Genomic DNA, 16,193 nt, shown 5'->3' with positions numbered 1-16,193 from the left:
CGGCGCTTTGATAATCCGGACGGGCCATTTGTTGCGAAAACGTTCGGCGATATGCGGAAATGGATGAAGGAGCGGCGAAGCAAGACGAAGGATTTGTCGTTTCGCGTGCCTCGGGCGGAGCCGAATTTGGAGCTGCTTCGGGGGAACCGTATCGAATGTACGGTGACTGCGGTCGGCCATTCGACGTTCTTGATTCAAGCGGGCGGTTTGAACATTGTGACCGACCCGGTTTGGGCGGAACGGATGGGCTTTGGCCGGCGTTTGTCGGCCCCCGGGCTGCGGATCGAGGATGTGCCGCCCGTAGATGTTGTGCTGATTTCGCACGGACATTACGATCATTTGGACGCCGGGAGCTTGCGCAGGCTGCCTGGGGATTGGACCGCACTTGTGCCGGAAGGGCTCGGGCGCTGGTTTCGGCGGCGCGGCTATCGGCGCGTGACGGAACTGTCCTGGTGGGAGGAGACGGCGATCGGGGGCGTGCGGTTTGCCTTTGTCCCGGCGAAGCATTGGACCAGACGCACTCCTTGGGATACGAATACGTCGCATTGGGGCGGATGGGTCGTTAGTCCGGAGACGGGCGGCCGGTTATATTTTGCGGGGGATAGCGGCTATTGGCCGGGCTTTGGCGAAATCGGGGAACGTTATCCCGGGATTGACGTCGCGCTGCTGCCGATCGGCGCGTATGAGCCCGAGTGGTTTATGAGCTCCTCGCATATGACGCCTGAGGAAGCGGTTCGCGTCTTTACGGAGATCGGGGCTGCGACTTTCGTGCCGATGCATTACGATACGTTTCATCTTGCGGACGATACCCCTCGGGAGGCGCTTGACCGGTTGTTTGCGGAATGGGCGCGGCGCGGGCTGGCTTCCGAACGGCTAAAGGTTCCGGCGCTTGGAGAAACCCTGTTGTGGTATTCGCGCGATGAATCTATAATGTAGTGAAAAATATAAAAATTTGGACATGCTGAATGTGCTGTGTGCCCGGTAGGAGGAGTTACGTTTTGATGAAGAACGCAAATTGCAAAATTCTCGATTGTACGGTTCGTGACGGCGGCTTGGTGAACAATTGGGAGTTCAGCGTTGATTTCGTGCGGGACCTGTACTACGGATTAAGCGAGGCCGGCGTAGAGTATATGGAAGTCGGCTACAAAAACTCTCCGAAGCTGCTGAAGGGCGCCGATGCGGGGCCGTGGCGGTTTTTGGACGAAGGGTTTTTGCGGGAAGTCATCCCTCATAAGACGGAGACGAAGCTTTCGGCGCTTGTAGATATCGGGCGGGTGGACGAGAACGATATTTTGCCGCGTGAGCAAAGCATGCTGGACTTGATCCGCGTGGCTTGCTACATAAAGGATGTAGATAAAGCGATCGAGCTTGTAAACAAGTTTCATTCGCTCGGCTATGAGACGTCGATCAACATTATGGCGTTGTCGCACGTCATCGAGACGGACTTGATCGAGGCGCTGAATGCCATCGGCCAAAGCCCGGTGGATGTTGTTTACGTCGTCGACTCGTACGGCAGCTTGGACAGCAAGGATATTTCCTATATGACGCAGAAGTTCGCGCGGCAGCTGCCTGAAAAGATGCTCGGCATCCATACGCACAACAACATGCAGCTGGCGTTCTCGAACACGATCTCGGCAATCGAGAACGGCGTGACGTTCCTTGATTCGTCGTTGTACGGCATGGGGCGCGCCGCCGGCAACTGCACGACGGAGCTGCTGGTCAGCTACCTGCAAAATCCGCGCTACGAGGTGCGGCCGCTGCTCGGCGTGATTGAGCGCCACATGGTCGCGATGCGCGAGAAGTGGGAATGGGGCTACAACATTCCTTACATGATTACGGGCTTGCTCAACGAGCATCCGCGTTCCGCGATGGCGCTGCGCGCAAGCGACGATCGGGACAAGTACGTCGACTACTACGACCGTTTGACGACACCCGAGACCGTTATTGGCCCCGGCAAGGGCGAGTAAGGTCGTTCGGGCCTGGAGAGCTTGTCACACACTGCAGTGTGTGAGAGTGCTTGACCCCCCGACTCACACTACAGTGTGTGAGCCGGGGGTTTTTGTTTGTTTGGGGTGTGGGGGAGAAAACTCCCATTGTTGCGTCTGAGAGTGTGGGAGCGCCGAAGTAAGTGGAGAAACTCCATTAGTTGCGCCTGAGGTGTGTGGCGAATGGTAGAGTAAGTGGAGAAACTCCATTAGTTGCGCCTGAAGTGTGTGGCCAGTGGCTGAGTAAGTGGAGAAACTCCATTAGTTGCGCCTAAAGTGTGTGGCCAATGGCTGAGTAAGTGTAGAAACTCCATTTGTTGAGCCTGAAGTGTGTGGTCAGTGGCTGAGTAAGTGGAGAAACTCCATTAGTTGCGCCTGAAGTGTGTGGTCAGTGGCTGAGTAAGTGGAGAAACTCCAGTTGTTGCGCCTGGGGAGCGTGGCACGTGGCTGAGTAAGTGGAGAAACTCCATGAGTTGCGCCTGAAGTGTGTGGTCAGTGGCTGAGTAAGTGGAGACACTCCAGTTGTTGCGCCTGGGGAGCGTGGCAGGTGGCTGAGTCAGTGGAGAAACTCCAGTTGTTGCGCCTGGGGAGCGTGGCAAGTGGTTGAGTAAGTGGAGAAACTCCAGTTGTTGCGCCTGAAGTGTGTGGCCAATGGCTGAGTAAGTGGAGAAACTCCATTAATTGCGCCTAAAGTGTTTGGTGGGTGGCTGAGTAAGTGCAGAAACTCCCTCCATTGTGAGACCTTAAATAAGTGGGGAGAGGCTGACGTAAGAATGTAATTCCTTTCGGTCAGCCTGAGGCAGCGCGTTAAAGAATAAACTTCTCCTTTGTAAGCATTTTGCTTGATGTCTGCAGGGACTCTTCGCGTGATCGATTCATTTGGAGTAATTCATTAACGGGAATATTGCGATTGACCTTATAGGAAAAAATCCGTGACTGTCCGCCTGACGCAGGTACAAGGATATTGGAAGCAACTAATTGGGATAAAAGAGATTTGGCAGGCTTGAACGTAATGTTAAGCAGATTGGTTACATCTTTAATACGTATTGGCGCATTTGAAGCTACTGCGAGCTTTACAATCTCGTAAAGCTGCAACTCCACCGATGTTCGAGGTGCACTGCCGCTCCAACGCCGCAACCAGTGACGCAGGATATGCTGGCAATCGCGAGGGTTATTTTTCACGTCATCATAGGAGAAACGGATCACGTTCCAACCCAAAATTTCGAGGCACGGATCCCGGCGGCGTTCATCGCTGCAGGCTCGCCGCGATATGTCCCTAAGATGGGAGCCGTAGCCGTCAACTTCAAGGTTACAAAGAAGCGGAACCGGGCGGTATGCTATGTCCAGGAAACGAGTTCGACCCATAAAGTCGACGACTTCATATTCAGGATATAGATGATCCAAATTTCCGAACAACGGCCACCACACATTGCGGAGAAGCAGCTTAGCAGGGCAATCCTCCCCGTCCTCTTCCGATTTCTTTCGCTGCTCCTCCAGCATACGCCTGCGTTCGCCCTTGCTCTCCGCTAAATGCTTCCGAAACCAAGCCTCATAAGCTTCTTCAAACGTAACCATAACCAAAAACCATCCTCCCATACATCAAGCGCCGAAAAACAAAAGCGCCGCCCAACCCGGCAATATAAGGGTGAGCGGCGCATGCTTTGCGCTTAAGATTTAGTTAGTTTCACGATAACACGGCTTCGGCGGATCTGACAATATGCGGATGGAGGATCAAAGCGATCAACCGTCCCGGCGGCGGGCGGCCATCTGCTGCCAGACGGTGCCGGCGGCCTCTTCGCCGGAGGCGATCCGCTCGACGGCCATGCGGGCTTGCAGCGCGACCTCGAACTCGGGATCGTCCGAGGCGGCCCGCAGCGCATCCAGAGCGGCCTCGTCGCCGCAATCGTAGAGGAAGCGAGCCGCCCGCCAGCGGACGATCTTGCTCGGGTCGCGCAGCGCATCGATCATGGCCGGCTGCGCCGACGGGTCGCCGATGTCCGACAGCGCATCCCCGGCGGTGCGTCGAACCGGAGGCGAGGAGTCCTTCAATGCGCGGCACAACAGCTCGACAGCCTCCGGCCCTTTGATGTCGCCCAAATATACGACGGCCAACCGGCGCACGGAGAAATTCACATCGGCAAGAGCCTTCTTAATTACCGGAAGCAGCTCCGGCGATGGCTTCAGCTGATCCATCACGGCGTACCGTTTTTTCCAATCCGGGGAATCCAGCTCCGCTAAGAGCTCGTCAACCGGAACGATCTCGTCGGGAGCTTTGGTAACGGTTGCTTCCGCGGATGCGGCATCCCCCTCCATCGCCATCGCCTGCTTCACAAGCTCCTCCAGCCGGGCGCCATCGAACGCCGCGTCCAGCTCCGCCGCCACCTGCGCCGCAATCTCGGGCAGCTCGCCGTACCGTACGCCGTGCTCCACCAGCCGCCGCTCCATGATCAGGTTCGGCGAAGCGGAGCCTGCCGTGACCGCCGCTGCAGCAAACTTCTCAGGCAGCGCCACCCGGGACTCCTCGTCCCCGGCACGGACCCGCACCTGCATCGGAATGCCTCGGAAATACTGCACAAAAACAGTCGCCTCACCGAAACCGGATCCGTTCGAATGCTCTTCCGCCGCCGCCCCGCGGGACACTGCCCCGCCGCCGGCCTCGCCTTCGCTGCTTCCGACCGCTTCCCGAACCGCCGCCAAAATCGAGCGCCAATCCGCGCCGTTCTCACGCTCGACGGAAATAAAGTCAGCCGCTTGATACACGCCTTTCACGCCTTCAATCGCAAGCAGCCTACGCAAATAATCGGGCATAATACGGCCGGCCGGCGCATCCCCCGCGCTAAACGAATATTTCACGCCCGGCGCCAATTTCTCGTTCATGTTCAGCTTCATGGCGTTCGGGCTCGGCGTCGGTTCTATCGATAATATTTTCATATTTCATGTCCCCTCCGTTCAAAGATTGTTGCTTACGCAGTTACCTTTATCATATCAGTTCGCGGCATAAGGTAAAAATAGTTGCGGCAAACCTCACAACTTCCGCGTATTCCCCCACAAAACAATGGCAAATATGCTATAATGGCTCAGTTGCATTTAATGCAAGGAAAGGTAGGTTGAGCATTACTCATGATCAGCACGACGGATATAACGCTTCGATTCGGCAAAAGAGCGCTGTTCGAGGACGTTAACATCAAATTTACTCCGGGCAATTGCTATGGTCTCATCGGAGCGAACGGGGCGGGCAAATCCACCTTCCTCAAAATTCTTTCCGGAGATGTGGAGCCCTCCAAGGGAGAGGTTCATATTACTCCGGGGGAACGGCTTGCGGTGCTCAAGCAGAACCATTTTGAGTATGATCAATTCCCGGTGCTTGAAACCGTTATTATGGGCCATAAGCGGCTCTATGACATTATGCAGGAAAAGAACGCAATCTACGCAAAGCCCGATTTTTCGGACGAGGACGGCATGCGCGCGGCGGAGCTTGAAGGGGAGTTCGGCGAGCTGAACGGCTGGGAAGCGGAATCGGAAGCGGCGGAGCTGTTGATCGGCCTCGGCATTCCGACGGATCTTCACGACAAACAGATGGCGGAGCTTGAAGGCAACCAGAAGGTGCGCGTACTTCTCGCCCAAGCGTTGTTCGGCAACCCGAACATTCTGCTGCTTGACGAGCCTACGAACCACTTGGACATCGAATCGATTCGCTGGTTGATCAATTTCCTCGGCAGATTCCAAGGAACCGTTATCGTCGTTTCTCACGACCGTCACTTTTTAAATGAAGTTTGCACGCATATTGCGGATATAGACTTTGGCAAAATACAATTATACGTCGGCAACTACGATTTCTGGTACGAGTCGAGCCAGCTGGCGCAAAAGTTGATGAGAGACGCCAATAAGAAGAAGGAAGACAGAATTAAAGAGCTCCAAGAGTTCATTCAGCGCTTCTCTGCGAACAAGTCGAAGTCGAAGCAGGCTACTTCCCGCAAGAAGCTGCTGGAGAAAATTACGCTCGACGACATTCGCCCGTCCAACCGCAAATATCCGTACATTCACTTCAAGCCGGAGCGCGAGGCGGGCAAGCAAATGCTGTCGATCGAAGGCCTGAGCAAGACGATCGACGGCGAGCAGGTGCTCAAGGATTTGAACCTGATGATCAATACGGGCGACAAGATCGCCTTCGTCGGACCGAACTCGCTAGCCAAAACGACGCTCTTCAACATCGTTTCGGGCAACATGGAGGCGGACAGCGGCGAGTATACTTGGGGCATTACGACGACGCAGGCGTACTTCCCGAAGGATAACTCCTCGTTCTTCGACGGGGTTGAATTGTCCTTGGTCGACTGGCTTCGCCAATATTCGAAGGATCAGGACGAGTCGTTCATTCGCGGCTTCCTGGGCCGCATGCTGTTCTCGGGCGACGAGGCGCTGAAGAAGGCGAGCGTGCTTTCCGGGGGCGAGAAGGTGCGCTGCATGCTCTCCCGCATGATGCTGGCCGGCGCGAACGTGCTCATTCTAGACGAGCCTACGAACCACCTCGATTTGGAATCGATCACGGCGCTGAACAACGGGCTGACCGATTTCGACGGCACGATCCTATTCACGTCCCATGACCATCAGTTCGTGAACACGATCGCCAACCGGATTATCGAGATTACGCCGAACGGCATTATCGACCGGCAGATGACTTACGACGAATATTTGGATAATGAAGATGTCAAACGATTGCAAGCAGAAATGTACCCGGTAACCGTATAAGGTGCCTAGGGGAGCGTCCGGTTTACTTAGGATGCTCCCCATACATTTGACTCGAAATCAAGGCGCTGTGACACAAATGGCTTGCGAACGATTCCGTTTTAGAACATTTTGTGAAGCTTTCGTGACTAAATTGACAACGCGCGTTGCCGAAATTATAGTTGAATAAGGCATTTAACGCCCAAAAATGTTGTATTTACGCGGTTTTAAGCCGCGGAAATTAATAAAAAAAGCGGGGTTGATTAACCAGATGTTGCAGCAACTGTTGAAGGGGAAGCGAATTCTTCTCTTGATTGCGGCGCTTGCGCTTATGCTTTCGGGATGCTCCGAAGTAGCGTCTCCGCTCAACCCGAAAGGCGTCGAGGGTCAAGAGCAGCTTAACCTGATGATTTTGTCGATCGTGATCATGGTCGTAGTCGTCATTGTCGTATTTGCGATTTCGATCTACGTATTGGTTCGTTTTCGCAAACGTCCAGGCGACAACAGTATTCCGAAGCAGGTGGAAGGAAATCATAAGCTTGAGATCATTTGGACGGTTATTCCAATTATCTTGCTTACGATTTTGGCCGTACCTACGGTAGGGTACACCTTTAAACACGATCAAGTAAACGCTTGGAACGATCCGAATACGGTGAAGGTTCAAGTCGTCGCTCATCAATTCTGGTGGGAGTTCAACTACCCGGACCTCGGCATCGCCTCTTCTCAGGATTTGGTCATGCCGGTCGGTAAAAAAATCGCGTTCGAGCTTTCGTCCGCGGACGTCAACCACTCCTTCTGGATCCCCGGCATCGGCGGCAAGAAGGACACGAACCCGGGTCAAAAAACATACTATCAATTGGAACCTACAGAGGTTGGTACTTATAAAGGGAAGTGTGCGGAGCTTTGCGGACAATCCCACGCATATATGGACTTTAAAGCAATCGTTAAGTCGGAAGACGATTTTAACGCATGGGTAGCCGATATGAAGGAGCCGGTTACGGTTTCCGGCGATGCGGCTGCGGGTGCGGAAGTATTTAAGAACAATTGTATTCAGTGCCACGCGGTTGACCCTGAAGCGAAGAGCTTTGCGGCGCCTCATTTGAACGGCTTTGCCGACCGCGAGCTTATCGCCGGCATTCTTCCGCATAACGAGCAGCAACTGAAAGAGTGGATCCGCGATCCGCAAAGCAAGAAGCCCGGGACGCTGATGCCGAAGTTCGCCGAGAACAAAATTTCCGAGGAAGAGCTCGATCAGCTTACGAAATACTTGCTTGAATTGAAATAACGCTCACAGTGAATGAATGAGGAGGAAAGATCGGTGGCTAACGCACATGCACACGGGCACGCCCCCAAACGCTACAGCGGACTGCTCGATTGGTTGACTACGGTAGACCATAAGAAAATCGGCATTCTGTATTTGATGGGCGGCGGCTTGTTCTTCTTGATCGGCGGCATCGAAGCGATTCTGATTCGCCTTCAGCTGATGGCGCCGGGATTGGCTACGCTCGACGCACAAACTTACAACGAAATGATTACGATGCACGGCACGACGATGATCTTTATCGCGGTAATGCCGGTAATCTTCGGATTTATGAACGCCATCGTGCCGCTGCAAATCGGGGCGCGCGACGTCGCGTTCCCGTTCCTTAACGCGCTTGGATTTTGGACGTTCTTCCTGGGAGCCTTGCTCCTGAACCTGAGCTGGATTTTCGGCGAGGTTCCGGACGCAGGCTGGACGGCTTACGTGCCGCTCTCCGGCGAAACGTTCAGCATGCACCGCGGTGTCGACTTTTACTTGATGGGCTTGCAGATCGCCGGTATCGGTACGCTGATCGGCGGCATCAACTTCCTGGTAACGATCATCAATATGCGTGCGCCGGGGATGTCCTTCATGCGCCTGCCGATGTTCACATGGACGTCTTTCATTACGTCGGCGCTTATTTTGTTCGCGTTTCCGGCGTTGACGGTCGGTCTCGTATTACTCACATTCGACCGTTTGTTCGGCGGCAACATCTTTGACCCGAACGGCGGCGGAAACCCGGTATTGTGGCAGCACATTTTCTGGATTTTCGGTCACCCCGAGGTTTACATTCTTGTGCTTCCGGCCTTCGGTATTATTTCCGAAGTCATCCCGACCTTCTCGCGCAAGCGGCTGTTCGGTTACAGCGCGATGGTATTTGCGACCGTGCTGATCGGTTTCTTGGGCTTCATGGTTTGGGTTCACCACATGTTTACGACGGGTATGGGGCCGGTAGTTAACGCGTTGTTTGCAATTGCGACAATGTTGATTGCGATCCCGACCGGTATTAAGATCTTTAACTGGCTCTTCACGATGTGGGGCGGGCAAATTACGTTCAACACCGCCAGCTTGTTCTCGATCGGCTTCGTGCCAACGTTCGTCATGGGCGGCGTAACCGGCGTCATGCTGGCCGTACCGCCGGCCGACTTCCAGTTCCACGATTCGTATTTCGTAGTCGCGCACTTCCACTACATTATCGTGGGCGGTATCGCATTCGGCTTGCTGTCGGGTCTTTTCTACTGGTGGCCGAAGATGTTCGGACGCCAGCTGAACGAAACGCTCGGCAAATGGTTTTTCTGGCTGTTCATGATCGGTTTCCACCTTACGTTCTTCATTCAGCACTTCCTTGGCTTGCTGGGCATGCCGCGCCGCGTATTTACGTACCTCGGCGAAGAGCAAAACCCCGGCTGGGGCTGGATGAACATGGTTTCCACAATCGGTGCGCTGTTGATGGGCGTTGCGGTTCTTCTGCTGCTGATCAATATCGTTATTACGCAGTCGAAGCCGAAGAAAATGGCGAACGACCCGTGGGACGGCCGTACGCTGGAGTGGTCCATTTCCTCTCCTGCGCCTGAGTACAACTTCGCGCAAACGCCGCTTGTCCGCGGATTGGATGCGTTCTGGATCGAAAAGATGCAAGGCAATAAAGAGATGACGCCGGCGGAGCCGCTCGGACCGATTCATATGCCTTCGCCGTCGATTCTGCCGCTGGTCATGTCGATCGGATTGTTTATCGCCGCGTTCGGCTTTATGTATCACGATAAGTTCGATACGTTCCTGGTGGCGATCGCAGGCTTGGCCATCACATTCATATGCATGATCTTGCGTTCGGTCTTTGACGATCACGGCTTCCATATCGACCCGAACGACTCGTCCGATAAGGGGGTTCAAGCATGAGTAGCCACGCTGACGTTCATGCGCACCACGGACACGGTGTGGGCGCGCTGCCGCACGACCCGGAGAAAGCAACGCTTGAGGGTCGCAATAAAATATTAGGTTTCTGGCTGTTCCTCGGCGGAGAGTGCGTTCTGTTCGGCACGTTGTTCGCGACGTTCCTTACGCTACGCAACAGCACCTTGGGCGGTCCGACCGGCACGGAATTGTTCGATTTGAAGCTTGTTGCGTGGGCGACGTTCCTGCTTCTTACCAGCTCCTTGACAAGCGTATTCGCGGTTCAAGCTATGCATATTAAGAAGAGCGTGCCGCAGATGGCGCTCTGGCTGGGAATTACGGTACTGCTGGGCGCAGGTTTCTTGGCCCTTGAAATTTACGAGTTCATGCACTACGTGCACGAAGGCCACCGCTTCAACTCGAGCGCCTTCGGAACGTCGTTCTACTCGCTCGTCGGTTTCCACGGCGCGCACGTCGCACTCGGCATTTGCTGGATTACGCTGCTCATCCTTCAGCTGTTCAAGAAGGGACTTACGGTCGTAACCGCGCCGAAAGTAATGGTAGCCTCGTTGTACTGGCACTTTATTGACGTCGTGTGGGTATTCATCTTCACGTTCGTATATCTCATGGGGAAAATGGGGTGAGGAGCGAAATGTCGAATATGGAACACTCCAATGCGGAACAACCGAGAAAGCACCGTCATGAAGGTCCGCGCAACCATTTGCTGGCCTTCGCGCTTTCGATTTTGCTGACGGCATTCGCCTTCATTGCGGTAATGAACACGGAAATCGAACCGTGGTGGGTCATCGTATTTATATTGACGCTCGCTATTTTCCAAGCGGTCATCCAATTGGCGTACTGGATGCATATGAAGGATCGGGGACACTTCCTGCCGATTATCGGCATCGCCTTCGGTTTTATCGTAGCGTTGACAGCCGTAGCATCCGGCTTGTTGATGTCCTGGCTGTAAGGTGAAATAACAAAGGTTTTGTCGTTTATGGGGGAGGCAGGCACGTCGTCGACGGGGTGTCTGCCCCTTTTGCTTTAGTTCATCATTAAGGAGGCTTGCGATATGTTCGGGTTGAACGGCTTTTCTTGGGCGGCGATGTGGAGCCCTTGGGCCATCTTGTCGTTTGCCGCAGTCGCGGTGCTTTACTTATATATTACCGGCCCGGGGCGGAAATTTTTCCCGTCGTCGGAACCGGTTCCCGTTTTAAAGAAGGCATGGTTCGTGTCGGGGGTATTTTTCCTTTACGTCGCCTTCGGCAGCCCGATCGATCTGCTCGGTCACCTGATGTTTACGTTTCATATGCTGGGCATGGCGTTCGCTTATATTATTGCGACGCCGATGCTGCTGGCGGGCACACCGGGGTGGCTGCTTGAGCCGATTGCCCGCATTCCTGGGATAAAGCACGCCAAATGGCTGATGAAACCGATCGTGACGATTCTGCTCTTCAACGCCGCTTTTTCGGTCTATCACATCCCTGTCGTACATGACTATGTCATGACTCACTATACGGTCCATACCTTGTACTACATCTTGCTCATGATTACTAGTTTGCTCATGTGGTTTCCGATTATTTGTCCGATCAAATCGATGGACCGGCTGGAAGGCTTTAAAAAGATGGGGTATATATTCGCCGACAGCGTGCTGCTCATGCCCGCATGCGCCTTAATCATTTTCTCGGGAACGGCAATGTATTCCACCTACACCGATCCGAAGCTTTGGGCCATCGCAATGGGTTACTGCTTGCCGCAAAATTCCACGATCATTCTCGACATGTTCCAAGGGCCCGGCTTGCTGCAATGGATGGACCCTCTTGAAGATCAGCAAACGGGCGGCGTCGTTATGAAGCTGATCCAAGAGGTTGTTTACGGATCCATCTTGATATACGTATTTCTTCAGTGGTATCGCAAAGAAAATCCGAAAGATTCGGATTTGTCCCACGAACCGTCCGAAGCGGTGCTGGAACAGCTTCGGCGCAGCGCCTCCGAGCCGCTTCCGACCAAATAAAATACCGATCGAAACGAAAGCCTCCCGTTGAAGTCATCTCGGATGACTTCAACGGGAGGCTTTTTTTGTTTTGGCATATTTTCCATGAACTGTGGGGAAAGTATGTGAGTAACTATTCAGCAAACGAGTTGAAGCTTATATGAGAAAGCCGTGGTACAAGCGAATTCAAAAACAGGCGGCGGTTCCGCTAAAGAAGTCTGCGGTTCAGCAAAAGCAGCACATACCGATTCCGTTAACGGAAAGCTTATCGGAAAATATTGACCATATCAAAAAGGTGCTGAATAACCCGGGCGATCTTCTCATCCGCAATTTTGTCGTCGGGCCGAATCAGCATCCGTGCGCCATCGTATGCATTGACGGACTAGTGGAAAAAGCGGTCATTAACGATCAAATCCTGCGAAATCTGCTTCATCTATCGGAAACGATCAAGCAGTCCGATCCGGCGCTGTCTTCTCCGGATTCCCTTTTATCGTTTATCAGGAGCGAGGCGCTTCCTGTTAACGAGCTTAAAGCGATTCAAGGGCTGGACGAGCTGTTGTTTGAAATATTGGCGGGGGAAACCGCTTTACTTGTGGACGGCTGTGCTCAAGCGCTGATCGGCGGAACGAGAGGCTGGAAGTCGAGACAAGTCGGCGAACCGACGTCGGAGCAGGTCGTGCGCGGACCGAAGGAAAGCTTCACCGAAGATATCCGCACAAACACGGCGCTTATCCGCAGAAGAATCCGCGATCCGAACTTAAGATTCGATACGTATTTGATCGGGCGAAGATCGAGGAAGGAGGTTGTCTGCGCATACATTGAAGGGATCGCTCATCCCGCGCTTGTCGAAGAAGTGAAGCGAAGGCTGAGCTCCATCGATATTGACGATATCGAAGGATCGGGTCCGATCGAGCATTGGATTTCGGACAGCGCCATGTCGCCGTTTCCGCAAATATTAAGCACGGAAAGACCGGATCGTGTGTCTTCATCCTTGCTCCAAGGAAGAATCGCCGTCATTGTGGACGGGACTCCCTTTCAAATCGTCATGCCGCTTACGCTGGCAGCGGCGTTCCAGTCGCCGGAGGATTATTATCAAAACTGGCTGATCGCGACGCTGATTCGATTGCTGCGATTGACGGCTGCCTTCTTCGCAACATTTTTGCCCGCGCTTTATATTGCTCTCGTCGAATATCATCACGGGATGATCCCGTCCAAGCTGGCGTTCTCGATCGCCGGTTCCCGGGAAGGCGTGCCGTTTCCTGCCGTAGTCGAGGCGCTTATGATGGAAGCGACGCTGGAGCTGCTGCGGGAGGCGGGAATCCGGCTGCCGAAGCCGATTGGCCAGACGATCGGCATCGTAGGAGGCTTAGTCATCGGGGAAGCGGCGGTGCAGGCGGGAATAGTGAGCCCGATTATGGTTATCGTCGTTGCCATTACGGCCATTTCTTCTTTCGCTCTGCCTTCTTATTCGTTCGCCGTATCGCTTCGCATCATTCGATTCGGGATTATGATCTCAACCGCCGTGTTCGGCCTGTACGGCCTTGTCATGGTGTACATCATGATCAATATTCACATCGTGAATTTGCGAAGCTTCGGAATTCCGTACTCCGCTCCGTTCTCACCCGGACTGGGCAACGATTGGAAAGACCTCATTCTCCGCGCACCGATAACGATGATGGACGAAAGGCCGCGCATCTTGCAACCGGTCGATAAAGACCGCATGCCTGGATCAGGGGGGTAGAGGAATGAAGTATTTCGAATACGGCGACCAAGAAATCGGCTTAAGAGAGATGATATTTACCGTCACAACTATGATCGTCGGGGTCGGCATATTAACGCTGCCGCGGACGCTCGCCGAATCGGTCAATTATTCGGACGGCTGGATGTCTATCCTCCTGGCCGGCGGATTCGCCTGCATATTGGCATGGATGCTTGGAAAGCTAGCCGTAAAAGCGGGCAAAAGAAGTACGATCGATTATTTCGCGTATTTGACGACGAAGCCGGTCGCACTTGCTTTAACTGCGGTCATAGGCTTGTATTATTTGAGTTTTACGGCATTTGAAATTATGATGCTGGCTGCAATAGCAAAGCAGTATTTATTTTATCGGACGCCTATCGAATACATAGCGCTGTTTTTTCAGCTGGTGGTCATTTATGCGGTGTTTGGGCAGAGAGTCGGTCTTCTAAGGTTGAATGTACTTTTTTTGCCCCTGGTTATCGTGATTGTGCTGACGGTATTGTCTTTTACATCCCAGTTGCTTGTCCCGGCAGACCTCCTGCCGGTGTTTACAACGGATTGGACTAAGGTTCTCAAAGGGTCGAACGATACGATCTTAGCGCTGCTTGGGTTCGATGTGATTTTGTTTTACACAAGCTTCATGAATAAACCGAAGGATGCGCCGAAGGCTGCCATAATCGGCGTCGCCGCGTCCACGATCCTGTATTTGATTATTTATTTGTTTGCAATTGGAGTTTTCACGTCCGTTGCAACGAAACAGATTATGTTTCCGACGGTCGAGCTTGCCAAAGAGGTGCAAATTCCGGGAGAATTTTTCGAACGGTTCGAATCGATATTTTTCATCGTGTGGATCATGACGATTTTCAATACGACGTGTATGGGCATGGATATCGCGGTCACGCTGGTCAATTCATTGAAGGGCTCCATGAAGAGGGATACCGCCATCTATATACTGAGTCCGATCATTTTTTTCATAGCCATGACGCCGAGAGATTTGGACGAGCTTTTTACATTTTCCAGTATTGTCAGTTACCTCGGACTCGCGATAAGCGTATCGGTCCCCACCGTCATGCTGCTGCTGTCGTTCATAAAGGAAGGGAAAAAGAATGCTGCGCAGAGGGGTTAAGCTCATTTGCTGTATGACGGTTCTTGCGGTTGCCAGCGGGTGTTGGGATCGCATTGAAATCGATGAGAGAGGGTTCGTGGTGGGGATTGCCATAGATGCCGCTACTTCAAAGGAGTCCGCGAAACGGGAGCAAGAAGAGGCCGGAAAGAAGGAAGGCGGCAAGAACAACTTCGAGGTCACCTATCAAATTGTGAATGTGGAAGGCTTTTCGGGAAATAACGGTGGAGGAACGGCCAACCAGAAAGCATTCCTGAACGTCACCTCTGTGGAGGATTCGATGTTTACCGTTTCGGCCCAGATGACAACCAAGCTAAGCCGCGGCCCGTTCTTCGAGCATTTGAAGGTGATCGTCATATCGGAGGAAGTTGCCGAAAAAAATTTCGGAAAGGTGCTCGATTTTTTTTTACGGGACAGCGAAACGCGGCGCAACGTGAAAATCATGGTCGCTAAGGGAAAGGCGCGCAAAGCGCTGGAAATCTTGCCATATAACGAAAAAATGCCCGCCATTCATTTAAATACGCTGGCTGAAAATATTATACGAAGCGCGAGGATGACGCCTGCCTCCAGGATGGGGGACGTGCACGAAAAGCTGCTGAAGCATGAAAGCTTCGTCATTCAGCATATTAAAGTGAATAATAAGGAAGCCTCAATCGCTGGGGCTGCGGTATTCGACGGGAATACGAATAAAATCGCAGGCTTCTTAAATGAAGTGGAAACCGAGGGCTTGAACTTCATTACCGGCAATATCCAAGGAGGGATGGTGGAATTTCAGGCGGGGAAAGAAAAGGTCGGCTTTGAAATCGAGGAATCGAAAAAACGGTTGAAGCTTGATTACGGCGACGAACACTTTGTGAAGATCACCGTCTATATCGAGGCAGCCGGTATCATTGCGGAAACTTTTAAGCAACGGGATTTCCTGAAGGAGAGTACTTTTACGCAATTAGAGCCTTTAGTGGCGAAAAAAATAGAGGAGGATGCGAGGGCTTGCATCGAAAAGCTCCAGAACGATTACAAAAAGGATGTGCTAGGTATAAATTCCTATTTAAACCAAAGCCATTACAGGTTATGGAAGAAAATAATTCGGAATTGGGAAAAGGGGGAACATGTTTTTTCAAAAAGTAAAATTGAAGTGAAGGCAAAGGTTACGATTAAAAGAACGGGAACGATTAACGAATCCAGGAGGGAGTTTCGATGATCTATGAGATCATGAACCGGATTCCGTCCGCAAGCGTGTTTTTCGGTGCGTTTTTAAGCTTCGCCATCCCATTCGCCGTTAACACCATCAACCGAAAAATTCATCAAGTATCGGATCCGCCTTGGAAAAGACAGCAATGAGCGGAGCAATCCCCGTCAACGAAGCTATTTGTTCGTTACAGGGGATTTTTTGTTTTTAGGTCCGTTGACATGGTTCGCAGGTGTGATTATACTGTGTATATAAA

At 52.7% G+C, this 16,193-nt stretch carries 14 protein-coding genes; 12 read left to right on the top strand and 2 right to left on the bottom strand.

Features of this window, described 5'->3' with window-relative positions; genetic code table 11:
* The first annotated feature begins 51 nt into the window (after nucleotides 1-51).
* Together PT964_RS16195 and PT964_RS16190 are read left to right on the top strand one after the other, a co-directional pair.
* Entirely contained in the window at nucleotides 52-936 is an 885-nt protein-coding gene (locus tag PT964_RS16195) for an MBL fold metallo-hydrolase (RefSeq protein WP_274364421.1), read from the top strand.
* A 65-nt stretch (nucleotides 937-1,001) separates the two neighbouring features.
* A complete protein-coding gene (locus PT964_RS16190; RefSeq protein ID WP_274364403.1) occupies nucleotides 1,002-1,967 on the top strand; it encodes an aldolase catalytic domain-containing protein in 966 nt (321 codons plus the stop codon).
* Nucleotides 1,968-2,792: 825 nt separating this feature from the next.
* Here PT964_RS16190 and PT964_RS16185 read toward each other — a convergent pair.
* Both PT964_RS16185 and PT964_RS16180 read right to left on the bottom strand, forming a co-directional pair.
* The gene (locus PT964_RS16185) at nucleotides 2,793-3,566 is read right to left on the bottom strand and encodes a PDDEXK family nuclease (RefSeq protein WP_274364402.1); all 774 of its coding nucleotides are present in this window, start codon (nucleotides 3,564-3,566) and stop codon (nucleotides 2,793-2,795) included.
* A 159-nt stretch (nucleotides 3,567-3,725) separates the two neighbouring features.
* On the bottom strand, nucleotides 3,726-4,916 hold the full coding sequence (locus PT964_RS16180) for a conserved virulence factor C family protein (protein WP_274364401.1): 1,191 nt from the start codon (nucleotides 4,914-4,916) through the stop codon (nucleotides 3,726-3,728).
* Between the two features lie 189 nt (nucleotides 4,917-5,105).
* Between PT964_RS16180 and PT964_RS16175 the strand changes: the two genes are divergently transcribed.
* The 10 genes from PT964_RS16175 to PT964_RS16130 all read left to right on the top strand — a co-directional run bounded on the left by PT964_RS16175 (nucleotide 5,106) and on the right by PT964_RS16130 (nucleotide 16,089).
* Nucleotides 5,106-6,731: an ABC-F family ATP-binding cassette domain-containing protein gene (locus tag PT964_RS16175; protein ID WP_274364400.1), complete on the top strand. Its 1,626-nt coding sequence runs from the start codon at nucleotides 5,106-5,108 to the stop codon at nucleotides 6,729-6,731.
* Between the two features lie 247 nt (nucleotides 6,732-6,978).
* Nucleotides 6,979-7,992: a cytochrome c oxidase subunit II gene (coxB, locus tag PT964_RS16170; RefSeq protein WP_274364399.1), complete on the top strand. Its 1,014-nt coding sequence runs from the start codon at nucleotides 6,979-6,981 to the stop codon at nucleotides 7,990-7,992.
* A 33-nt stretch (nucleotides 7,993-8,025) separates the two neighbouring features.
* Nucleotides 8,026-9,903 carry a cytochrome c oxidase subunit I gene (ctaD, locus tag PT964_RS16165; RefSeq protein ID WP_425262756.1) on the top strand — a complete coding sequence of 626 codons (1,878 nt, stop codon included), beginning with the start codon at nucleotides 8,026-8,028 and terminating at the stop codon, nucleotides 9,901-9,903.
* Nucleotides 9,900-10,541, top strand: coding sequence for a cytochrome (ubi)quinol oxidase subunit III (locus PT964_RS16160; RefSeq protein WP_274364397.1), 642 nt, complete (start codon nucleotides 9,900-9,902; stop codon nucleotides 10,539-10,541). Before ctaD ends, PT964_RS16160 begins: the two co-directional genes overlap by 4 nt.
* 8 nt (nucleotides 10,542-10,549) lie before the next feature.
* Nucleotides 10,550-10,867, top strand: a complete 318-nt coding sequence (locus PT964_RS16155) for a cytochrome C oxidase subunit IV family protein (RefSeq protein WP_274364396.1) — start codon at nucleotides 10,550-10,552, stop codon at nucleotides 10,865-10,867.
* A gap of 102 nt (nucleotides 10,868-10,969) precedes the next feature.
* A complete protein-coding gene (ctaG, locus tag PT964_RS16150) occupies nucleotides 10,970-11,911 on the top strand; it encodes a cytochrome c oxidase assembly factor CtaG (protein WP_274364395.1) in 942 nt (313 codons plus the stop codon).
* Between the two features lie 139 nt (nucleotides 11,912-12,050).
* A complete protein-coding gene (locus tag PT964_RS16145; RefSeq protein ID WP_274364394.1) occupies nucleotides 12,051-13,631 on the top strand; it encodes a spore germination protein in 1,581 nt (526 codons plus the stop codon).
* Between the two features lie 4 nt (nucleotides 13,632-13,635).
* Nucleotides 13,636-14,754: a GerAB/ArcD/ProY family transporter gene (locus PT964_RS16140; protein WP_274364393.1), complete on the top strand. Its 1,119-nt coding sequence runs from the start codon at nucleotides 13,636-13,638 to the stop codon at nucleotides 14,752-14,754.
* Complete coding sequence (locus PT964_RS16135) at nucleotides 14,735-15,949, top strand: Ger(x)C family spore germination protein (RefSeq protein ID WP_274364392.1); 1,215 nt, start codon at nucleotides 14,735-14,737, stop codon at nucleotides 15,947-15,949. The genes PT964_RS16140 and PT964_RS16135 overlap by 20 nt, the downstream gene beginning before the upstream one ends.
* Nucleotides 15,946-16,089, top strand: a complete 144-nt coding sequence (locus PT964_RS16130; RefSeq protein ID WP_274364391.1) for a hypothetical protein — start codon at nucleotides 15,946-15,948, stop codon at nucleotides 16,087-16,089. Before PT964_RS16135 ends, PT964_RS16130 begins: the two co-directional genes overlap by 4 nt.
* The last annotated feature ends 104 nt before the right edge of the window (nucleotides 16,090-16,193 follow it).

The organism is Paenibacillus thermotolerans, from assembly GCF_028745515.1.
GTDB lineage: Bacteria > Bacillota > Bacilli > Paenibacillales > YIM-B00363 > Paenibacillus_AE > Paenibacillus_AE thermotolerans.
The sequence above is the reverse complement of the archived record's forward strand: the minus strand, read 5'-3'. Positions and strand labels throughout refer to the sequence as shown.